The 19,923-nt window shown below is 67.4% G+C and carries 21 protein-coding genes, 1 tRNA gene and 1 pseudogene; 15 read left to right on the top strand and 8 right to left on the bottom strand.

What is annotated here, in order from left to right:
* Positions 1-24: 24 nt before the first annotated feature.
* Together D3H54_RS08750 and D3H54_RS08745 are read left to right on the top strand one after the other, a co-directional pair.
* Positions 25-285 carry a hypothetical protein gene (locus D3H54_RS08750; protein WP_149378704.1) on the top strand — a complete coding sequence of 87 codons (261 nt, stop codon included), beginning with the start codon at positions 25-27 and terminating at the stop codon, positions 283-285.
* Between the two features lies 1 nt (position 286).
* On the top strand, positions 287-1,069 hold the full coding sequence (locus tag D3H54_RS08745; protein ID WP_149378703.1) for an SDR family oxidoreductase: 783 nt from the start codon (positions 287-289) through the stop codon (positions 1,067-1,069).
* On the opposite strand, the gene D3H54_RS08740 is transcribed toward D3H54_RS08745, so the two are convergent.
* Positions 1,066-1,329 (bottom strand): hypothetical protein, encoded by a 264-nt coding sequence (locus D3H54_RS08740; protein ID WP_149378702.1) that lies wholly within the window; start codon positions 1,327-1,329, stop codon positions 1,066-1,068. The two genes, D3H54_RS08745 and D3H54_RS08740, sit on opposite strands and share 4 nt — an antisense overlap.
* Positions 1,330-1,406: 77 nt before the next feature.
* On the opposite strand from D3H54_RS08740, the gene D3H54_RS08735 reads away from it, so the two are divergent.
* Together D3H54_RS08735 and D3H54_RS31140 are read left to right on the top strand one after the other, a co-directional pair.
* A complete protein-coding gene (locus D3H54_RS08735) occupies positions 1,407-1,925 on the top strand; it encodes a hypothetical protein (RefSeq protein ID WP_149378701.1) in 519 nt (172 codons plus the stop codon).
* 558 nt (positions 1,926-2,483) lie between these two features.
* Positions 2,484-3,587 carry a hypothetical protein gene (locus tag D3H54_RS31140; protein ID WP_502707759.1) on the top strand — a complete coding sequence of 368 codons (1,104 nt, stop codon included), beginning with the start codon at positions 2,484-2,486 and terminating at the stop codon, positions 3,585-3,587.
* 100 nt (positions 3,588-3,687) lie between these two features.
* On the opposite strand, the gene D3H54_RS08725 is transcribed toward D3H54_RS31140, so the two are convergent.
* The gene (locus D3H54_RS08725) at positions 3,688-4,290 is read right to left on the bottom strand and encodes an Rv2240c family protein (protein WP_149378700.1); all 603 of its coding nucleotides are present in this window, start codon (positions 4,288-4,290) and stop codon (positions 3,688-3,690) included.
* Positions 4,291-4,675: 385 nt separating this feature from the next.
* Between D3H54_RS08725 and D3H54_RS08720 the strand changes: the two genes are divergently transcribed.
* From D3H54_RS08720 to D3H54_RS08685, 8 genes are all read left to right on the top strand, one after another.
* A complete protein-coding gene (locus D3H54_RS08720) occupies positions 4,676-5,359 on the top strand; it encodes an MspA family porin (RefSeq protein ID WP_149378699.1) in 684 nt (227 codons plus the stop codon).
* Between the two features lie 209 nt (positions 5,360-5,568).
* Complete coding sequence (locus D3H54_RS08715) at positions 5,569-6,234, top strand: MspA family porin (protein WP_149378698.1); 666 nt, start codon at positions 5,569-5,571, stop codon at positions 6,232-6,234.
* Between the two features lie 7 nt (positions 6,235-6,241).
* A complete protein-coding gene (locus tag D3H54_RS08710; protein WP_149378697.1) occupies positions 6,242-7,576 on the top strand; it encodes a hypothetical protein in 1,335 nt (444 codons plus the stop codon).
* A gap of 91 nt (positions 7,577-7,667) precedes the next feature.
* Positions 7,668-8,657, top strand: a complete 990-nt coding sequence (locus D3H54_RS08705; protein ID WP_149378696.1) for a phospholipase D-like domain-containing protein — start codon at positions 7,668-7,670, stop codon at positions 8,655-8,657.
* Positions 8,650-9,225 (top strand): chromate transporter, encoded by a 576-nt coding sequence (locus D3H54_RS08700; protein WP_149378695.1) that lies wholly within the window; start codon positions 8,650-8,652, stop codon positions 9,223-9,225. Before D3H54_RS08705 ends, D3H54_RS08700 begins: the two co-directional genes overlap by 8 nt.
* The gene (locus D3H54_RS08695) at positions 9,222-9,767 is read left to right on the top strand and encodes a chromate transporter (RefSeq protein ID WP_149378694.1); all 546 of its coding nucleotides are present in this window, start codon (positions 9,222-9,224) and stop codon (positions 9,765-9,767) included. Before D3H54_RS08700 ends, D3H54_RS08695 begins: the two co-directional genes overlap by 4 nt.
* Positions 9,768-9,815: 48 nt before the next feature.
* The gene (locus tag D3H54_RS08690; RefSeq protein ID WP_149378693.1) at positions 9,816-12,188 is read left to right on the top strand and encodes a lysylphosphatidylglycerol synthase domain-containing protein; all 2,373 of its coding nucleotides are present in this window, start codon (positions 9,816-9,818) and stop codon (positions 12,186-12,188) included.
* Between the two features lie 178 nt (positions 12,189-12,366).
* On the top strand, positions 12,367-14,106 hold the full coding sequence (locus D3H54_RS08685) for a CocE/NonD family hydrolase (RefSeq protein WP_149383426.1): 1,740 nt from the start codon (positions 12,367-12,369) through the stop codon (positions 14,104-14,106).
* A gap of 8 nt (positions 14,107-14,114) precedes the next feature.
* Here D3H54_RS08685 and D3H54_RS08680 read toward each other — a convergent pair whose 3' ends face one another.
* From D3H54_RS08680 to D3H54_RS08675, 3 genes are all read right to left on the bottom strand, one after another.
* Positions 14,115-14,297: a hypothetical protein gene (locus D3H54_RS08680; protein ID WP_149378692.1), complete on the bottom strand. Its 183-nt coding sequence runs from the start codon at positions 14,295-14,297 to the stop codon at positions 14,115-14,117.
* 534 nt (positions 14,298-14,831) lie between these two features.
* Positions 14,832-14,996, bottom strand: a complete 165-nt coding sequence (locus D3H54_RS31135) for a hypothetical protein (RefSeq protein ID WP_168214817.1) — start codon at positions 14,994-14,996, stop codon at positions 14,832-14,834.
* A 243-nt stretch (positions 14,997-15,239) separates the two neighbouring features.
* Positions 15,240-15,323 (bottom strand) — tRNA-Leu (locus D3H54_RS08675).
* Between the two features lie 248 nt (positions 15,324-15,571).
* Here D3H54_RS08675 and D3H54_RS08670 point away from each other — a divergent pair.
* The 3 genes from D3H54_RS08670 to D3H54_RS08660 are packed head-to-tail and all read left to right on the top strand — an operon-like array spanning position 15,572 to position 16,990.
* Entirely contained in the window at positions 15,572-16,147 is a 576-nt protein-coding gene (locus D3H54_RS08670; protein WP_286199179.1) for an LAGLIDADG family homing endonuclease, read from the top strand.
* Positions 16,148-16,196: 49 nt separating this feature from the next.
* The gene (locus tag D3H54_RS08665) at positions 16,197-16,634 is read left to right on the top strand and encodes a hypothetical protein (protein ID WP_149378691.1); all 438 of its coding nucleotides are present in this window, start codon (positions 16,197-16,199) and stop codon (positions 16,632-16,634) included.
* Complete coding sequence (locus D3H54_RS08660) at positions 16,631-16,990, top strand: DUF3817 domain-containing protein (RefSeq protein ID WP_149378690.1); 360 nt, start codon at positions 16,631-16,633, stop codon at positions 16,988-16,990. Before D3H54_RS08665 ends, D3H54_RS08660 begins: the two co-directional genes overlap by 4 nt.
* On the opposite strand, the pseudogene D3H54_RS08655 reads toward D3H54_RS08660, so the two are convergent.
* The 3 genes and pseudogenes from D3H54_RS08655 to rph all read right to left on the bottom strand — a co-directional run bounded on the left by D3H54_RS08655 (position 16,980) and on the right by rph (position 19,877).
* Positions 16,980-18,343, bottom strand: a pseudogene (locus tag D3H54_RS08655) (MFS transporter). The gene D3H54_RS08660 and the pseudogene D3H54_RS08655 overlap by 11 nt on opposite strands.
* Positions 18,344-18,484: 141 nt before the next feature.
* Positions 18,485-19,129 (bottom strand): RdgB/HAM1 family non-canonical purine NTP pyrophosphatase, encoded by a 645-nt coding sequence (rdgB, locus tag D3H54_RS08650; protein WP_210419662.1) that lies wholly within the window; start codon positions 19,127-19,129, stop codon positions 18,485-18,487.
* The gene (gene rph, locus D3H54_RS08645) at positions 19,098-19,877 is read right to left on the bottom strand and encodes a ribonuclease PH (protein ID WP_149378689.1); all 780 of its coding nucleotides are present in this window, start codon (positions 19,875-19,877) and stop codon (positions 19,098-19,100) included. Before rph ends, rdgB begins: the two co-directional genes overlap by 32 nt.
* Positions 19,878-19,923: the final 46 nt, after the last annotated feature.

The raw sequence follows: 19,923 nt of genomic DNA, 5'->3' as shown, positions 1-19,923 counted from the left end.
ACAGGAACGGCTCTGGAGGCGCTCATGATCAAGCTCGAACTGCCCTACGTCACCGTGACGGTCGACGATCGGTTCCGCAATCGTCTGGCCCTGGTCGGTGACCGGCTACGCGTCACGCTGACGGCGTACCTGCGCAACGCCGCCGACGATGTGGGCGGGCTGGGCCGCAAGGCCACCGCAGCGTGCCAGACCGCAGCCGTGCGCGTCGACACCGCATTGGCCGCGGCCAACGACCGCATCGCACCCGAACCCGAAGCGCACATCCCGCACCTGAAAGTCGTATGACATGAGCGCACCCGGCGTCTTCATCACCGGAGCCGCTGCGGGTATCGGGCGGGCGACCGCCCTTACCTTCGCCCGAAACGGCTACCGGGTGGGCGCATACGACATCGACCTCGACGGGCTGGCCCGGCTGCGCGACGAGATCGTCGCACTCGGAGCTGACGTCACGATCGGCGAGCTCGACGTCACGAACGCCGATCAGTGGTCGGCACGGCTGCGCGAATTCACCGGCACCACAGGGAAACTCGATGTCCTGGTGAACAATGCCGGAGTCCTCACCACCGGCCCGTTTGCCGATGTTCCGCTCGACGTTCACCGGTTGACGGTGGACATCAACTTCACCGGCGCGCTGACCGGTTTGCATACCGCGTTCCCCTACCTGCGCGACACCCCGGGCGCCCAGGTGGTCAACATGTGCTCCGCCTCCGCGCTGTACGGCCAGCCCGAGCTCGCCACCTACTCGGCAACCAAGTTCGCACTGCGCGCGCTTACCGAGGCGCTGGAACTCGAATGGCGCCGATACGGAATCCGGGTGCTGGCGATGTGGCCGCTGTTCGTCAAAACCGCCATGACCGACGGCGTCGAGACCGGCAGCACCAAGTCGCTGGGCGTCAACCTGCAGCCCGACGACGTGGCCGCCGCGGTCTACTCGGCCACGCACCGCCGCGGGCGACTGGCCAAGGTGCACTATCCGGTGGGCCGTCAAACCACCGTGTTGGCCGCACTGTCGCAGGTGTCGCCCAACTGGATGCAGCGGTTGATGACGAAGACGTTGACCCGCAGTTAGCCGAATGCGGTGTACGGCTTCTTCGGCGGCTGCTGATTCTGCCGAAATGATTGGCACAGACCAAGATTGCTCGCCACACACGGCACGCCGTTGATGGTGGGGGCGCTGCCCTCGAGATAGCACTGGCCGCTGTACTGGTTGGTGATGTGCCCGGCCGGGCAGCCCTGCGCCATCGCGGTAGGCACTCCGGCCACGACCCCGGCCGCCATACCGGCGCCGGCCACCAGATACCCGAGCCGTCTCCCCCAGCGCACCATCATCGACAACCCCCAAGGCCTTTCCGCAGCCAGACTACGCTCTTACGGCTTTGCCACGACACGTGATTAGGATCGTTGGTATGCCAGAGCCGACCGACGAAGTTGACGCGACGACGTCGGCATCGCACCGTCCCACCCGCCAACCCCGATCCTCGGCGGGCTGGCTCGCGCCCGTCGCGCTGGTGATCGCGCTGATCGCGGTGGGCCTTGCCGGTTGGGCGCTGTTCCGGCCAACTCCATCGAATCCGGCTCCGGCGGCCGCACCGCAGACCGGTGACCCGAAGACCAACGCCTGCGACGCCTACCGCACGGTCAGCGCGGCAGTGTCGTTGCAGACCCACGTCGATCCGGGCGCCGAAGTCCAGGGTGTGGCCGCCAACGCACGGCTGGCCATGGCGGGTGGTGCGACCTACCTCCTCGCCCACCTGAGCCCGGCCACACCGGGCGATCTGGCCGACGCGATTCGCAGCTTCGCGACCGGGTTGCAGGATATTTCGATGAACGCGTTAGCCGGTGTGCCCAACACCGACGCGAAGCAAGCCGAGCGGCTGAGCAACGCGGAGAAGACGAACAGCACGATCGCCGAACTCTGCAAATAGCCATTACGACGGCTTTTACAGGTCGAGTTCAGCTGGCGTTTGCACGAAGTTCGGCAGCGCGCCAAGTGGGGTCCAGTCCGAGGTAAGGGTCGTCTCCTTGGATTTCTCTGTCAGGGACCACTCGGCGCATTTGCCGGACTGAACGTCTTCTTCGAAGGGAATTCGACCTTGTCCAAACACCGCAAGAAATCGCTCCGGGTGGCTGCGCCAGCCTTCGTCACCACGGGCGTCGCCGGTGCGGCGATGGTAGGTGCGGCCGTCCTGTTCGCCACCACCGATGCCTCCACGACGGTGGCGTCGCCGGCGTACAAACTCACGTCAACCGAGTCGGATCTGCTGCTCTTCGGAAACAGCCTCGCCGGCAACAACTCCAAGGCGGCTGCCCCGACGGCGGCGGCCACGGCCAGCGCCGCCGGCGACTTCGTCCGGGAATTCATCGGCAACGGCACCGCCGATCACCCCAACGGCGGTTTGCTCATCGGTAACGGCTACAGCTACAGCGCTGCTGACACACAGTGCGCCAGCGCCTCGTGCAACGGTGGTCGCGGCGGCCTGCTGATGGGCAACGGCGGCAACGGCTACAACGGCGGCAACGGCGGCAGCGCCGGGCTGTACGGCAACGGCGGCAACGGCGGCGACGCCACCAGCGCCAGCATCAACGGCGGTAAGGGCGGCAACGGCGGCAACGGCGGCCTCATTGCCGGCAGCTCCTCCAGCGGCGCGCTGTTCGGCGGCGGCGGCGGAAACGGCGGCAAGGGCATCGCCGGCGGCGCAGGCGGCAACGGCGGCAACGCCGGACCGTTCGCCGGTAGCGGCGGCTCCGGTGGCGCCGGTGGCGCCAGCACGACCGCCGGTGTGGCCGGCGGCAAGGGCGGCAACGGCGGCGACGCCGCGAGCCTGCCTGTCCTCGGCAGCGGCTCCGCCGGTGCGGGCGGCGCGGGTGGCGCGGGCTACGGCGGCGGTGCGGCCGGAACCGACGGCGGCGCAGGCGGTAACGGCGGCAAGGGTGGCTTCTACGGCTCCGCGGCCGGCGGCGCAGGCGGCGCAGGCGGCGCGGGCGGTGCGGGCACCGCGACCGGTGGCACCGGCGGCACCGGCGGCACCGGTGGAACCGGCGGCCTGGGGTCGGGCAACGGCGGCGCCGGTGGCGCAGGCGGTGTCGGTGGCGCAGGCGGGACCGGCGCTGCCGGTAACGGCGGCACCGGTGGCTCGGGCGGCGCCGGAGGCGTGGCCGGTAACGGCGGCGCGGGCGCGGCCGGCGGCGACGGAGGCACCAGCACGACGGGTGCCGGCGGCACCGGCGGCACCGGTGGCAAGGGCGGCGTCGCCGGTAACAACGGTGGCGCAGGCGGTGCCGGCGGTAAGGGCGGCGGCGGCGCGACCGGTGGCAAGGGTGCCAACGGCGGCCTCGGCGGCTTCGGTGGCTTCAGCGGTGGCTCCGGCGGTGCCGGCGGCAACGGCGGAAATGGCGCGACCACCGGCACCGGCGGCGCGGGCGGCAACGGCGCCACCGGGGGTGGCAGCGTGATCTCCGGCGGCAAGGGCGGCAACGGCGGCACCGGCGGCAAGGGCGGCGCCACCTCCGGCAAGAGCGGCCAGCTCGGCTCCGGCGGGGTCGGCCCGACCGGCGGCAAGGGCGGCACCGGCGGCGCCGGCGGATAACCCGTCAGACACGAATCGGCCCCCTCCGAAAGGAGGGGGCCGATTTCGCGTGAGTGTCCCTGAGTGTCCCTGAGTGTCGTTGTGCGCGTGAGCCTTCGGGTCAGGCCCGCCCACCGTTCATCGCACACGCCATCTGTGCGTTCTTCGCGTCGCCGTTCATGTCACTGGCCGTCGAGTTCAGCGAGTCGCCGCCACCACGAATTCCCATGAGCAGCAGCAACTTCGCGGCGCGAATCGACCACGACCGCATGGGTGCCGAGATGTCGCCGGGCAGCCCCGGGGTGTTAGCGGCATCCATGCCCGTGGACGCGGCCTCCCGCAATGCGGTGCGGCCCACGACGTTCGAGTTGGCGACGTTCGGGTCGTCGTAGTTCACGCTGTTTCCGCCACCGGCCGTGTTGTATGCGAAGTCCTCGTAGTTGTTGGCCGCGAAGTCCAGCGCGGCACCGAACTGTTTGCACGCGGTGACGACCGCGGCGTAGGTGCCTTGGTCCGGCGGACCCGCGTCTGGTGCCGGCGCGTCCGGTGCGAGGGCATCCGGTGGCAGCGGCGCCGGCGCCGCGACGTTGGCGGGTGCAGGCCCAGGCGCGGGACCCGGCTGCTCGGCCGGATCGGCGAACGCCGACGGCGCCGCGAACAGCGCCGAACCCGAGACCAACAGCGTCGCTGTCAGCGTCCGGCCATATCGCAGTGACGTTTTCATCGCTTCCTCCTGGATCGTGGGCTCCCCCGAACCGTCCGGCTGGAAGTTCCAAACCAGCCCAACCCGAACCCGTGACGACAGGGCCCTTCAGGGTCAGGACGGAAAAGATGATCGACGGGCCAACTGTCCGACTGGTGAACAGACACTGAACAACCGGCGCCCCCGGAGGATCGATCCGGTGTCATCTTCACCGGCGTCATGATCGAGCTGATATGAGATTGAAACCCACACCGGCGCATCTGACCTCGCACTCAGGGCGATGACGCTCGGTAGACGGTAATCGGGCGGGAGTTGTTGGTGCGGTGTTTACCGTTCCGACACCCACCAACTCAATGATTCCTCCGAACGATCTGTGGATATCAAATACGAGAGGCGCCAACACGACATGTTGAAACGCTTTGCCGCACTGGCTGGAGTATGCCTGCTGGCCCCGATGGGAGGGGCTCCGCTCGCGTTGGCCGACCCGCCGGCGGATCCCAACGTGGCACCTGCCGCCAACGTCGGGCCGCAGGGGCCCGTGCCCTCCGCCGCGCCCGGGGTCCTCAAGACCCCCGACGGCTGGACGCTCAACGTGGTGGGCAAGGACGAGTCCATGGAACCCGTGGCGTCCCTGACCAATTCACCGTGGTCGCGCGAGTACCTGGTGGACGGCACGTTCACCGGCGACGTCAGCGGCGGCGGCAGCACCAAGCTGTCCGGCGGAACTCTGGAGGCCGGTTACCAAATCGGTTGCGGCATCATCCAAGACGACATCGAATCGATCACCTCCGGTGGTATCACCCCCGGTGTCGGCATTCCCCTGGTGAACGGTTCGCTGCTGCCGATCACGCTCGGCCTGTCGCTGTCCGAGCAGATCAAGATCGACCTCAAGCCCGGCACCGTGAACATCGTTCCGGTGGGCAAGAAGTCGTTCAAGGGCACCAAGCCGCGCGTCTCGATCACCGGCTTCCGCATCAAGATCGACGGTTGCGCGGGACAGTCCTTCATCCGCTCGTACGCCACGCTGACGAGCTCGACCGACAACACCGACGACGTGGTGACCTACCTCGGCGTCACCAAGGCTGTTTAACAACTTCACATCGTCGTTCTCGCGAGCGGCTGCCCGTCACCCGACGGTTGATGGGCAGCTGACCGCAACACCGGAAAGACTCGGTGGAACGCCCAGTTGATCAGTTTGGGGCGCGCAGTGTTGGCGCTTCGTTCACCACCTGGACACCCCACCAATCAATCATTTTTCGACCACCCCAGTGAATTTCAGACGGAAGGCGCCGACACAACATGTTGCATCGCTTTGCCACCGCAGCCGCTGCAGCTTGCATGCTGATCCCGATGGGAGCGACCCCGCTCGCGTTGGCGGACCCGGCCGACGCAGGTGCTCCCCCTCCACCACCGGACAACGGCGTAGTCGCCTCTGAAGTTCCCGGCATCGCCAAGACGCCCGACGGCCGCACCCTGACCGTCGCCGCCAAGGACGAGACCCAGCTGCCTGTCGCCCCACTGACGACCTCGCTGTCGTCACGCGACTGGGTGGTCGGCGGAACCTTCACCGGCACCACGACCGGTTCGGTGTCCGGCGGAACGCTCGAGTCCGGCTACCAGATCGGTTGCGGCGTCGAGATGGACAAGGTCAAGCTGAACGGCTCGATCGGTGCCACCCTCGGTAACGGCAGCCTCACCACCGGCGGCATCTCGCTGCCCGGCTCGGTCAGCTTCCCGATCCAGGGCCAGGTCGAGGTGGAGCCCCGCCCGGGCACCATCACCAACGTGGTCGTCGACAAGAAGACGTTCAAGGGCACCTCGGCACGCATCACGCTCAAGGACATTCACATCAAGGTCGACAACTGCGTCGGCGCGTCGTCGCTGCGCTCCTACGCGGTGCTGACCAGCTCGGGCACAGACGCCGACGACATCGTCGCGTACTACGGCGTCACCAAGGTCTTCTGACGCCGTAATGCGCTACGTCTACCGAACGCTCGTCACGGGTGCGGCCGCTGCCGCACTCGCAGTCGGGGCGGCGGTCACCGCCATGGGGACCGCCGCCGCCGACGACCTGCCGCCCGCCGACCCGGGCGTGCCTTTGCCGCCGGCCCCAACGGGATTCGTCCCGCCGGCGTCGACGATCTCGGACTCGGTCAACGGATTCGCGGGCCTCTTCGGCGGCCCGGCGGGCAACCAGATGCTGCTCGGCCAGGCGCCGGCTCCGGCCGCCGTCCCCGGCGGCGTCGACCCCGCGGCGACCCCGCCCAATGTCGGTGACCTCAACAATTCGCTCCTGCTGCCGCGGAACTACCGCACGCTGCAGGGCGCTGACGATCCGACGCCGTCTCCCTACGATCTGACCACCGGTGTACCTCCGGGTCCGTTCGCTCGGGTCGACGGGCTCAAGGGCGTCCACGCGATGGTGCACGGCGCGTTGGGCCGGATGCCTGCCGATCAACTCGGCCAGCCGCTGCCGGGAACCGCACCCGCGCCGGGGATCACCATTCCGGCGGGACCGGTGGAGTTCCTGCCCGATCCGGCGGCGCCTCCCCGCCGGGCGCACCTGGCGTTCCGCCCGCTCCTGCGGACCCGGCACTGCTCCCGCCACCGCCGGCTCCGGCCCCCTGATCGCATCCTCGCCACCGTTCGCGGCATCGTCACGGCGAATGCCGACTACGGTGTGACGAGGATCGAGGCAGGAGGACAGCGCGAGATGAGCACGGGCAACCGGACGCTGGTGTGGACGGTGGTGCTTGCCGCCGCGGCCTGCGCCGTCCTCTCGTCGCCAACGTCCGCGGCCGACCCCGTTCCCGGCGATCCGCCGGTGCCGGTGCCGGTGCCGCCGAACGCGTCGGTGGGCAGCGTCCTCGCCCAGAGCGGTCAGCCGGCAGCCGGGCCGCTCGGCCTGCCCGATCTGTCGGCGTACGCACCGGGACTTCTGCTGGGGCAGAACCCGGTTCCGTCGGCACCCGGTGCGGCGAACGCCGTGGCACCTCCGGATCTGCACGCCCTGAACAACCAATACCTGCTCCCCCAGAACGTCACCCCCGCCGCACCCGGACAGGGTGAACCCGACATCGGCATCGGCCCGTCCGCCGAGCAGCCCGGGACGGGCCGACTGGCCTTCCTGCACCGGTTGCACGCGATGTACTCCGAGGGCGCTCTCGACGGCGCACTGCTCGGGCAGGTCCCCTACGAGCAACTTGGCGAGCCGCTGCCCGGCACAGCGCCCGGTCCGGACGTCAACGTGCCACCCGGACTCGGCTTTGCGCTGGCAGATCCGGCTGTTCCGGCACCGCCGCGCTGAGTCACGACGGTGCCGACTGAGCGCGACGCGCCCCCGACATTCACCCAACGGCAAAGTGCCGGGGCATTTCTGGTGCTAGCATCCGAAACCTATGCCTGCTAACGCCCCGCGCGTGATCGTCGAGCCAGACGACGGTTTGGAACCGGTCCGCGAATTCATCATGAGTGCGCAAAAGTCGCTTCTGATAAAGCAATTCACCTTCACCGAGCCCAGCCTGATCGAGGCTGCCATCGACCGGAAGAAGGCCGGGGTCGATGTGCGGATCATGCTCAATCCGCAGCGCTCGGGTGGTGACCGGGCGAACGACGAGAGCTACGAGGCGTTCAAGAGCGCCGGCATCGACGTCCAATGGTCCAGCCCGAAATTCTATGTGACGCACGAGAAGTCGATCGTGGTCGACGAGAGCGCGGCAATGGTCGCGACCTACAACCTGATGATCAAGTACTTCACGCTCACCCGTGACTACGGCATCATCACCCACGACCCTCTGCACATCGCCCAGATCGTCGAGGTGTTCAACGCCGACTGGGAACATCGGGACTTCACGCCGCCCAGATACGAAGGACTGCTGTGGAGTAACTCCAATTCCCGATACCACATGGCGCGGTTCATCGACTCCGCTGAGCGCAAGCTGTACATCCAGCACCCCAAGTACGTGGACGCCGTGATCCTCGACCACATCGCGGCGGCCGCCCACCGCGGCGTCCGGGTGAGAGTCCTGTGCGGGGGCAAGCACGGCATCAGCGAATGGGACATCCTCGATACGTTCGCCTCGCTGCGCACCCTCCGCCGATTCGGCGTCGAGGTGCGCAAGCAGAAGAACCTGCGGGTGCACGCCAAGCTGTTGATCATCGACGGCAGAGAGGTTCTGGTCGGGTCGATGAACATCGACCGCAGCGCCTTCGACCTTCGCCGCGAACTCGGAGTCACCACCGATGACCCGGACGTGGTGGCTCGACTCAAAGAGGTGTTCAAGAGCGACTGGCAGGTCTCCAGCCATTACGAGCCACCCGACCCGCTCGAAAAGAACCGTCCCGTCGAGGACGAGTTTCCCCACGACCACGACCTGGTCCATGAGTGAGACCGGTTCGACCCGGGAGAAGGTCTCACTCTTCGAGGTCGCACGAACCTTCAACCACATCGCGCTGGCGTCGTTCGGCGGCGGTCTGGGTGCCTGGTCGCGCGAGGTCATCGTCGTCGAGAAACAGTGGCTGGGCGAGGAGGAGTTCCTCAGCGCGATGACGATGTGCCGGATCGTGCCCGGCGCCAATCAGGTGAACCTGGCGGTATTCGTCGGAACCAAGATGAAGGGGCTGGCCGGCGCCGTCGCGGCCGTGATCGGGCTCTGCCTGATGCCCGTCGCGATCGTCCTGACGCTCGGCTTCGTCTATTTCACGTTCAAGGAAGTGCCTGCGATCAAGGGCGCTCTGCACGGCGCCTCCGCGGCCGCCGTCGCGCTGACCTTGGCGATGGTCATCCAGACCGGACAGAAATGCCTCAAAGGCCTGATGCCGGTTGCCTTCTTCCTGGCCAGCTTCGTCCTCAACGGTGTGCTCCGCTGGCCGCTGCTGCTGACGCTGGCGATCCTGGCGCCGCTGAGCCTGATCTGGGCTTGGCCCCGCAAGCAGCCGGAACCGGTTGACGCATGAAGACCTTCCTAGCGCTGACCGGCATGTTCGGCTCGTTGTCGCTGCTGTCGATCGGCGGCGGCAACACAGTGCTGCCCGACATGCACCTGCAGGCGGTGACCGGGCACCACTGGCTGACGAACTCCCAGTTCGCCGACATCTTCTCGATCTCGCAAGCCGCACCGGGCCCGAGCATCCTGATCGTCGCGCTGGTCGGGTACGCGGCCGGCCTCGGCGTCTTCGGTGTCGCCGGCGGCATCCTCGGCGGCGTGCTCGCCACGATCGCGATGGTGGTCCCCGCGGCGGGCTTGATGTACCTGATCACGGTGTCCTGGCAGAAGGCCCAGAAGTCCAAGCTGCGCTACGCGGTGGAGAAGGGCTTCGCGCCGCTGACGGTGGGGTTGATCCTGGCCAGCTCGCTGGTCATGAGCAAGGCCGCCGACCATGACTGGCGGGCGTATCTGATCACCGGCGTCGCCACCCTCATCTTCGTGCGAACCAAGACCAATCCGCTGATCGTGGTGGGCGCCGCGGCACTGCTGGGCTACGTCGGCTTCGTCTGAGGCCAGTCAATGAGACCTCCCCGGTGAAAGTCGGGATAGGTTGCAGCGGTGCGAGTTGACGGACGCGATGTTGCCATCTCCGGCGACGTGCTGCTGCCGCTGACGCGCCGGACCAACGACATCGTGCGGCTCTCGCTGGCGACCCTTGTGCTGGTGATCGTGATCACCAGCTCGCTGATCACCCGCAACGACTGGGTCGGACTCGAGAAATCCGTCTCGCGCATCGTGGGTGTGCTCACCCCCACCCAGTCCAACCTGGTCTATCTGGCCTACGGCGTCGCGATCCTCGCGTTGCCGTTCGTGATCCTGATCGGGCTGATCGGCGCGCGGCAGTGGAAATTGTTCGCGGCGTATGTGGCCGCCGGCTTCCTCGCCGTGTTCTCACTGTCGATCACCGGCAACGGGATCGCCGCGCCCCGCTGGCATTTCGACCTTTCCGAGCGACTGTCGACCACGCTGTCGCAGTTCCTCGACGATCCGCGCTGGATCGCGATGCTGGCCGCGGTCCTGACCGTCTCGGGGCCCTGGCTGCCGGGCCGCTGGCGGCGATGGTGGTGGACGCTGCTGCTGGCGTTCGTACCGATCCACCTGGTGGTCAGCGCGGTGGTGCCGGCCCGCTCGCTGCTCGGACTGTCGGTCGGCTGGTTCGTCGGTGCGCTCACGGTGTGGGTGGTCGGCACCCCGGCCCTCGAAGTCCCCCTCGACGGCACCGTGCGCGCGCTGGCCCGCCGTGGGTTTCTGGTGACGTCGCTGACGGTGGTGCGGCCGGCCGGGTCCGGACCGCTCGAGTTGTCGGCATCCGACGACGCCGGCTCCCGGGTGGTCCTGGAAATGTATGGGCCCAATCAGCGCAGTGGCGGTGCCCTGCGCCAGTTCTGGCGCTGGCTCATTCTGCGCGACTCCGAGACCGCGCCGCTGCAGGCTTCGATGCGCCGCGCGGTCGAGCACCGCGCGCTGATGACGATCGCGGTCGGCGACCTCGGGGTGTCCAACACCACCACGATGGCGGTCGCGGCGCTGGACCGCGGCTGGACGCTGTACGCGCACACCCCGCCGCTGGGCTCCCCGATCGGGTCAGCCTGTGACGAGGCCTTGGTGACCTCGGTCTGGGGTTCGCTCGGCGTGCTGCACCGCCACCAAATCGCGCACGGCGACTTGCGTTTCAAAGAGATGACGGTCGACTCCGGCAAGGTGTTGTTCGGCGGATTCGGCAACTCCGAATACGGCGCGACCGACGAGCAACTCCAGTCCGACATCGCGGCGCTGCTGGTGACGACGTCCGACCGGTTCAGCCCCGAAGCCGCCGTGCAGGCCGCCGTCCACACCCTGGGCAAGGAAACCGTCCTCACCGCGTCGCGGCGCCTGACCCGAGCCGCGGTCCCGGCCCGAATTCGCAAGTCCGTCAACGATCCCAAGGCCGTCATGGCCGCCGCCCGCGATGAGGTCAAGCGACAGACCGGTGCCGACGAGATCAAGACCGAGACCATCACCCGGTTCACCCGCAAGCAGGTCATCCAGCTGGTGCTGCTGGTCGCACTGGTCTACGTCGCCTACCCCTTCATCAGCACGGTGCCCACCTTCTTCAGCGAGCTGCGCAATGCGAACTGGTGGTGGGCGCTGCTCGGGCTGGCCGTCTCCGCGCTGACGTACGTCGGTGCGGCAGCGGCACTGTGGGCGTGCGCATCCGGGCTCGTCAGCTTCCGGAACCTCGTCATCATGCAGTTCGCCAACACCTTCGCCGCCACCACCACCCCGGCGGGTGTCGGCGGCCTGGCGCTGAGTACCCGCTTCCTGCAGAAGGGTGGGCTGGGCGCGCTGCGCGCCACCGCCGCGGTCGCACTTCAGCAGGCGGTGCAGGTGATCACCCATGTGACCCTGCTGATTCTGTTCAGCGTTGCCGCCGGCGCGACCGCCGATCTGTCCCACTTCGTACCGAGCACCACGTTGCTGTACCTGATCGGCGGCGTCGCACTCGGCATCGTGGGCACCTTCCTGTTGGTGCCCAAGGCACGCCGGTGGCTCGGCACGGCGTTGCGACCCAGGCTCCAGGAAGTCGGTCGTGAGCTGCTGGACCTGATGCGCGAGCCCAAGCGATTAGCCATCATCGTACTAGGTTGTGCCACAACAACTCTGGGAATGGCCCTGGTGCTGTGGGCCAGCATCTCGGCGTTCGGCGGCGATACCACGTTCGTCACGGTCACCATCGTCACCATGGTCGGTGGCACCCTGGCGTCGGCCGCGCCCACCCCCGGCGGCGTCGGCGCGGTGGAGGCTGCCCTGATCGGTGGACTCGCCGCCTTCGGCGTACCCGCCGCCGTGGGCGTGCCCGCGGTCCTGCTCTACCGCGTTCTGACGTGCTGGCTGCCGGTGTTCGCGGGCTGGCCGATCATGCGGTGGCTCACCGCGAGAGAGATGATCTAGCGCGCCTGCGTAGCGTGGAGACGTGCGAACGACGCGTGCCCTGGCGGTGACGTTGGCGCTGGCCCTGGTGTTGTCGGCGTGCAGCGGGTCGAGCAGGCGCGTCACCGACGCAGCCTGGCCACCGTCGACCGGGCGCGGCCCGTGCGCGGTGAGCAAGCAGACCGACGTGCCGGCCCGGATGCGCGACGGAACCGTGCTGCGCGCCGACGTGTACCGGCCGGACAGCGCCGGCCCGGTTCCGGTGATCCTGATGCGCACCCAGTACGGGAAGTCCGGCGCCCAGGTCCAGCCGTCGCGCTACCAGACGCCCGACTGGTTCGCGTCGCACTGCTATCTCGTTGCCATCCAAGATGTTCGGGGGCAGGGCAGCTCCGGGGGCACCTTCAGCGAGTTCACCCACGATCGCGACGACGGCTATGACTCGGTGGAGTGGGCGGCCGCGCTGCCAGGCTCGAACGGCAAGGTGGGCATGTACGGCTCGTCGTATGTCGGCGCGACCCAATGGCTGGCCGCCACGACAGCGCCCCCACACCTGGTCACCATCGTTCCGGCGAACACGGCCTCGGACTACTACGACGGCTGGATGTACGAGGGTGGCGAGTTCCGGTTGGCGTTCGTGCAGCCCTGGGCGATCGGTTTGGCCACCACCGCGGCCGAGAACCGGCGCGACGCCGCGACTGCCGCCGCACTCAAGGCCACCGCGGCGGACTCGACCCGCTGGCTCAACTTCCTCCCCTACCGCGCGCTTCCGCCACTGCAGCCCGCGAATCCTGCTGTGGCGCCGTGGTATTTCGACTGGATCACACATTCGACTCGGGATGACTTCTGGCGGCAATGGAGCATCCGCGACCGCTATCCGTCGGTTCGGGTGCCGGTTCTCGACGTCGAGGGGTGGTACGACGCATTCCTCGCGGGCGGCATCGAGAACTTCACCGGGATGGTGAAGTCGGCGGCCACGGCCGAAGCCCGGACGAACCAGCGGCTCGTCATCGGCCCCTGGGACCACATCGACTGGGGCCGACCGGGTTCGGAACCGGCGCCGCTGCTCAAGGACATCGGCCCCGTCGGCGCTACTCCGATCAACGAGCTGATGCTGCGGTGGTACGACCACTACCTCAAGGGTATGAACAATGGTGTCAACGGGACCTCCGGCGACGGCCCGCGGGTGGACTACTTCCTGATGGGCGCCAATCGCTGGAAGTCGGCGCCGGGCTGGCCCCTGCCCCAGACCCGGTGGACACGCTATTTCCTGTCCGGCGACGGCCAGATGGATTCGCGCACCGGCACATTGACCACGACAGCAACGGCTGTCGGCCAGACACCGGACCGCTACGTCTACGACCCGACCGATCCGGCGCCCAGCGTCGGCGGGCATTCCTGTTGCGGTGCCCGGTCGGGACCGCAGGGGCCGTACGACCAGACACCGGTCGAACAGCGCTCTGATGTGTTGGTCTACACCAGCGATCCGCTAGCAGCCGATACCGAGGTGACCGGACCGGTGACGGTCGACCTGTGGGCGTCGTCGTCGGCCGTCGACACCGACTTCACGGCCAAGCTGATCGTGGTCAAGCCCGACGGAGATGCGATCAACCTCAACAACGGGATCGTGCGGACGGCATTCCGCGACTCGTTGTCCGACCCGCACCCCGGAGTGGCGAACCAGCCCTACGAGTACCACATCGCGATCTGGCCGACCAGCTATGAGTTCGGTGCCGGCGACCGGATCCGAGTGGAGATCTCCAGCAGCGACTACCCCCAGTTCGCTCCGAACCCGAATACCGGTGAGCCGTTCGGGCGGAGCGTCGCAACGCAGCAGGCAACGCAGACCGTCCTGCACGACGCCGCTCATCCATCGGCGGTCGTCATCCCGGTGATCCCGGGTGGCGATTCAGGGTCGGACCGCTTCCCGATCGGTTGAGGCCCCGATCAGCGGCCCACCAGCTCCCGGTCGCTCTCGGCGCCGGTGTCGACGTCGTCCCAGCCAACGTCACGCCCAACCAGATCGGCGATGATCGAGTCGAACCCCATCACGATGGCGCTGGCCAACAGTGACACGACGAGCCAGCCGTCCGGGGGAATGGCTTTTGCAAGTCCGAGCAGAGCTTCCATGGCGCGGGTTCCGTTCTCCGTTCGCAGGGCCCCACCCCCCGACAAGCCCCTACATGCTGTCGATACTTGAAAAGTAAGTTAATAGTTGCACCTTAGCCAATCAAGATCGCGTTACGCCACGCCGATGGCCATATTGGTGCCGCTGGGACGACTGTGACCGCTCGTCCCAGTCACGAATAATGCAGTCGGCCATCCACATACGGCAGCGCTGGACTGCCGTGACAGCTGTCGGATCGCGTCGCCTGCAGCGATTTCGCGATTCATTGGCAACCAGAAACAGGGCGCCGGATTCTGTATCAGCAAACTTTATGTCCGGGCGCGAGCACACTGCGGAATCGACACGCAGAGACAGCCGGCCGCCACCGCGATTCGCCCACCAGTGGGAAGCCGACGGGAGCCCCGCTCTAGTGAACTGGAGCGCAGGGCTGGTCAATCAAGAATGCGTCCGAATTGCGACGCGAGGACTAGCGGCCATGAGTGGCCGAAGAAGGGGACGCAGCAACCTATTCGGCCACGCCCGTGGCGAACCTCAGATCAGCGCGACTGGCGAGAGGCGTCGGCGGCCATGCCGATGAAAATGGCGTAGGCGGCCGACATCGCGATCTGATCGATCTTGTCGGTGTCCCCGCCAAGTTCGCGCACCTGGTCGGCGATCGCATAACGGATCAAGTCGACAGACGTCATCATCGGATCGCTCACCGGTACTCCACTCTCGGTGCCATTTTCTTATCGGGTGTCAGGTAGAGCCTCGGTGTCGCCGCCGCGAAGAAAACGACATCTCTGACTTTGCCCAACGCGATCACCGTAGCTCCGTTCTTCAGCAAGTACCTGAGACCGAGCTTAGAGTTCAAAAGTTAGTCGAGCTAGTAGATTAGCTTTGTGACCGGCGTGAGATCGGGTTGAGACTTAAACCGTTGTGACGCACGCCACGAGGGCGTTTTGTGCGGGCGGAGGGACTCGAACCCTCACGCTCTTTCAAGCACGGGCACCTAAAGCCCGGGTGTCTGCCAATTCCACCACGCCCGCGATGGCGCTGATTCTAACCGCGCATGGTGCCGATCTTGTCGGTGGCGCGTCCTACTTTGGAGACAACCGAAGTCAGGACATCGATGCGGCCGATGAGCGAATTCCAACGAGTTCAACAGCTGATAGACGCCGGACTGAACGACTGCGCGATTTCGCGCGAGACCGGAGTTCCCCGGCGCACGGTGCAGGTATGGCGAACTCGACCCGCCAAATGGGACCGTGGACGCCGAGTGGGACGGTGCGATGGCGTGCACGATTTCAGCGGCCTGCCAGCCGACATCTACTGCTACCTCCTCGGTGTCTATCTCGGAGACGGTTGCATCTCGAAGGGCCCCCGCACTTGGGTGCTCAGGATCACCTGCGACACGCGGTATCCCGGCATCATCGACAGTTGTTGCAAAGCGATCGACACGCTGATGCCAGGGCAACACGCAGGCGTGTGGACGCGGCCGAGCGGAACATGCGCAGATGTCTACCTCGGCTCGAACCACTGGCCGTGCCTTCTTCCGCAGCACGGACCCGGAAAGAAGCACACCAGGCCGATCCGACTCGAACCTTGGCAGCAAGACCTCGTCGGTCAAGCGCCCCAAGACTTCGTCCGCGGCCTGATCCACAGCGACGGCTGCCGTGTCGTCGCCAACGATCGCGGCGTCACGAGCATTCGATATCACTTCACCAATCACTCAGAGGACATCCTGGGCTTGTTCACCGACGCACTCGACCGCCTCGACATTCCGTGGACGCGGTCAACCAAGTACGTCGTCTCGATCTATCGCAAGGCAGCGACCGCCCGCCTCGACGAATTCATCGGCCCCAAGTGTTGAGCGCCACTCACCGGTGAACCCATAACCGCTGGCAGGGTACCGTCGTGGTGTGTCCACGACCCGCCGCCGCAGGTTCGCGTTGATCGTTTTGGTGATCATCGCCGCGTGCGGGTGCCTGGCCCTGGGCTGGTGGCAGTGGAGCAGATTCGAATCGACGTCGGGCACCTTCCAGAACCTGGGCTACGCCCTGCAGTGGCCGATGTTCGCCGGATTCTGCGTGTACGCGTACCGCAAGTTCATCCGCTACGAAGAAGAGGGCGTGCCCGAGCCGCCGACGGACGCCGACTCCATCACCGAGATCCCCGCCGGGCTGCTTCCCGAACGGCCCACACCCGGTGCCGCGTCCGATGAGGCCGACCCCGCAATGCGTGAATACAACGCCTACCTGGCCGAGCTGGCCGCGGCCGACAGGGCCCACGAAAGCCAGAACAGGGCCCAAGATAACCAGAACAGGGCCCACGAAGATCAGAACAGGACCACCGCATGACCGCACCCGAGTCGCCCGAAGCCCACACCCCCACGGGCGTCCCGAGCGAGACGATCCGCAAAGCCCTGCTCGGGTACCGCGTCCTGGCCTGGACGACGGGCCTGTGGCTGATCGCGCTCTGCTACGAGATGGTGCTGAAATACATCGTGAAGGTCGACGACCCGCCCACCTGGATCGGTGTGGTGCACGGCTGGGTCTACTTCATCTATCTGCTGTTCACCGCCAACCTCGCGGTGAAGGTGCGCTGGCCGATCGCCAAGACCATCGGGGTGCTGCTGGCCGGCACCATCCCGCTGCTCGGGATCATCGTCGAGCAGGTGCAGACCCGGGAGCTGAAGACCCGCTTCAACCTTTGATCAGCGGGTCGTCGGACAGCTCCAGTTCGTCGGGTGACCAGTCGGCGACGGCGGTGTCCGCCCGAGTCGGGATCGTCATCGCGACAACGGCCGCGAGCGCCGCGACGCCGGCAGCGATCAGCAGCGCCGTTCGCAGACCGTGCAGCGACGGCACGACGTGGCCGGCATAGGTAATCGTCATCGTCGCGAGCACGACACCGATGACAGCGCTGGACACCGATGTGCCCAAAGATCGGGCGAGCGCGTTGATTCCGTTGGCGGCGGCCGTCTCGGACACCGGCACCGCGGCGTTGATGAGCGCGGGCAGCGATGAGTACGCGAACCCGACGCCGAAGCTCACGACGATGTTGACCACCATCACCGCCGCGGGACTGCCGAGTAACCACAGCGCGCCCAGATAGGCGGCCGCGATGATCGCCGAACCGCAGACCAACGTGAATTTGGGACCACGCCGGCCGGCAGTACGCGCGGCAAGTGGGGCCGCCACCATCATTGCCAGCCCGCCCGGAGCCATCCACAGACCGGCCTGCAGCATCGACTGTCCCAGGCCGAATCCGGTTCCCGCGGGCAGCTCGAGCACCTGCGGACCGACCAGCGACAGCGCGAACATCGAGAAGCACACCAGGACCGCCGCGATGTTGGTGGTCAAGACCGGGCGCCGCAGCGTGGTGCGCAGATCCACGATCGGCGATGCGGTCCGGAACTGCCACCGGGCGAAGACGGCGAAGACCGCGACGGAGAGCACGAACAGCGACAGCGTCGTCGAACTCGTCCAGCCCCAGGTCGAACCTTTGGAGATCGGCAGGAGCAGGGTCACCAACCCCACCGCCAGCAGCAGGGTGCCCAGCGGGTCGAACCGGTCAGCCGAGCTGGCCGGGACATTGGGCACCAGGAAGGCGAACAGCAGCATTGCCAGGATGCCGAGAACGCCTGCCCCCAGAACAATGTGTGCCAGTCGGCTTTTTGGGCGATCACCGCCGACAGCGGAAGGCCCATCGCGCCGCCGACACCCAGCGACGAACTGATCAGCCCCATCGCCGGGCCGACCCGCTCGGCGGGGAGCGCCGAGCGAAGCACACTGATGGCCAGCGGAATGATCGGCAAGGCCAGCCCCTGCAACCCGCGCCCGATGATGAACGGCACGAGAGAACTGGTGACCGCGGCCAACAGGGAACCGCCGGCCATCGCACCCGCACAGATCATCAGCATCGGTTTGGGGCCGTGCATGTCGCCGAGGCGCCCGAACACCGGCGTGGCCACCGCCGCGGTCAGCAGGGTGATGGTGATCGTCCACGACGCGTTGGACGGGTTGGTGTGCAACAGCATTGGGAGCTCGGGAATGAGCGGGATCATCAGCGTCTGCGTCAACGACACGCTGATACCGGCCGCCGCCAGCACGGCGATCAGAACACCGGGGTGCGCCGCCCGGACCGAGTGACGACCCACTCGAGCATCATGACACAGGTTAGATGCGCTAGGAAAATCTCGTTCCACTCATCTGAGCAGCGCACTCAGGGCCGGGATCAGCAGCGCCAGCGCCCGGCCGCGATGCGACGCCGCGTCCTTCTCCGCCGGGCTGAGCTCGGCCGCGCTGCGGCTCTCCCCCTCGGGAATGAACAGCGGGTCGTAGCCGAAGCCGCCGGCACCGCGCGGCTCCCGGGCGATCGCCCCGTTCCACTCGCCGCGCACCACCGCGCTGTCGGCGTCGCCGGGGCCGTAGACCAGTGCGCACGCCGACACGAACGCCGCCGATCGCCGCTCGTCGGGCACGTCCCGCAGCTGGGCCAGGAGCAGTGCGTTGTTGGCGGCGTCCTCACCATGTGTTCCGGCCCATCGCGCCGAGAGCACACCCGGCATCCCGTTGAGGGCGGCGACCGTCAGCCCCGAGTCGTCGGCGACGGTGGGCAGCCCGGTCGCGGAGTATCCGTCCCGAGCCTTCGCCAGCGCGTTCTCCTCGAAGGTGGCGCCGGTTTCGGGCGCCTCGTCGAAGGGCGGCACGTCGTCGAGCGATACCAGGGTCAGCCCGGCCAGCCCGGCGGCGTCGAGGACCCGGCGCAATTCGGCCAGCTTCTTGGCATTGCGGCTGGCGACGAGTAGGCGGCTCAGCTCAGCTCCCGAACGCCTTCTTCGACGGCGCACCTTCGGGCAGCACACCGGGATACGGCAGGGCCAGGGCTTCGCGCTGCACGGCGAACAGGGTCTCGCATGCGCCGAGGGCGGCGTCGAGCATCTTGTCCAGCGTCGAGCGCGGGAACGTCGCGCCTTCCCCGGTGCCCTGGACCTCGACCAGAGTTCCGGTGTCGGTGGCGACGATGTTCATGTCGACCTCGGCGCGCGAGTCCTCCTCGTAGGGAAGGTCGACGCGAACGCGGCCGTCGACCACCCCGACGCTGACCGCCGCGATCGCACACGACAGTGGACGCGGATCGGACAATTTGCCGCCCGCCGCCAGATACGTGACGGCATCGGAGAGCGCGACGTAGGCGCCGGTGATCGCCGCGGTGCGGGTTCCGCCGTCGGCCTGCAACACGTCGCAGTCGATGGCGATGGTGTTCTCACCGAGCGCGGCCAGATCGATGCACGCCCGCAGCGAGCGCCCGACCAGCCGGCTGATCTCCTGGGTGCGTCCGCCCACGCGCCCCTTCACCGATTCACGATCCGAGCGGGTGTGGGTGGCTCCGGGCAACATCGCGTACTCCGCGGTCAGCCAGCCCAGCCCGGAGCCCTTGCGCCAGCGCGGCACCCCCTCGGTGACGCTGGCGGTGCACATGACCCGGGTCTCGCCGAAGGCGACGAGCACCGAGCCGGCCGGATGGGAGGTGAAGCCACGGGTGATGGTTACCGGGCGCAGCTCGTCGTCAAGCCTGCCGTCTTGTCGTCGGGACACCGGGCAACACTAGCCGAGCGACGATGCGGCATGGACGAGCCGAGGC

Source organism: Mycobacterium sp. ELW1 (assembly GCF_008329905.1).
In the GTDB taxonomy this organism is placed as follows: Bacteria; Actinomycetota; Actinomycetes; order Mycobacteriales; family Mycobacteriaceae; genus Mycobacterium.
Note: the sequence above shows the minus strand (reverse complement) of the source record. Positions and strands in the feature narration are given on the sequence as shown.

Bases quoted from the DNA above. Each gene is read 5' to 3' on its own strand.
- D3H54_RS08745 (WP_149378703.1), top strand. From the start codon at position 287: ATGAGCGCACCCGGCGTCTTCATCACCGGAGCCGCTGCGGGTATCGGG.
- D3H54_RS08735 (WP_149378701.1), top strand. From the start codon at position 1,407: ATGCCAGAGCCGACCGACGAAGTTGACGCGACGACGTCGGCATCGCAC.
- D3H54_RS08660 (WP_149378690.1), top strand. From the start codon at position 16,631: ATGACCGCACCCGAGTCGCCCGAAGCCCACACCCCCACGGGCGTCCCG.
- D3H54_RS08740 (WP_149378702.1), bottom strand. From the start codon at position 1,329: ATGATGGTGCGCTGGGGGAGACGGCTCGGGTATCTGGTGGCCGGCGCC.
- D3H54_RS08695 (WP_149378694.1), top strand. From the start codon at position 9,222: ATGAAGACCTTCCTAGCGCTGACCGGCATGTTCGGCTCGTTGTCGCTG.
- D3H54_RS31140 (WP_502707759.1), top strand. From the start codon at position 2,484: ATGGGCAACGGCGGCAACGGCTACAACGGCGGCAACGGCGGCAGCGCC.
- D3H54_RS08705 (WP_149378696.1), top strand. From the start codon at position 7,668: ATGCCTGCTAACGCCCCGCGCGTGATCGTCGAGCCAGACGACGGTTTG.
- D3H54_RS08720 (WP_149378699.1), top strand. From the start codon at position 4,676: ATGTTGAAACGCTTTGCCGCACTGGCTGGAGTATGCCTGCTGGCCCCG.
- D3H54_RS08725 (WP_149378700.1), bottom strand. From the start codon at position 4,290: ATGAAAACGTCACTGCGATATGGCCGGACGCTGACAGCGACGCTGTTG.
- D3H54_RS08750 (WP_149378704.1), top strand. From the start codon at position 25: ATGATCAAGCTCGAACTGCCCTACGTCACCGTGACGGTCGACGATCGG.
- D3H54_RS08680 (WP_149378692.1), bottom strand. From the start codon at position 14,297: ATGGAAGCTCTGCTCGGACTTGCAAAAGCCATTCCCCCGGACGGCTGG.
- D3H54_RS08715 (WP_149378698.1), top strand. From the start codon at position 5,569: ATGTTGCATCGCTTTGCCACCGCAGCCGCTGCAGCTTGCATGCTGATC.
- D3H54_RS08700 (WP_149378695.1), top strand. From the start codon at position 8,650: ATGAGTGAGACCGGTTCGACCCGGGAGAAGGTCTCACTCTTCGAGGTC.
- D3H54_RS08685 (WP_149383426.1), top strand. From the start codon at position 12,367: ATGCGCGACGGAACCGTGCTGCGCGCCGACGTGTACCGGCCGGACAGC.
- D3H54_RS08710 (WP_149378697.1), top strand. From the start codon at position 6,242: ATGCGCTACGTCTACCGAACGCTCGTCACGGGTGCGGCCGCTGCCGCA.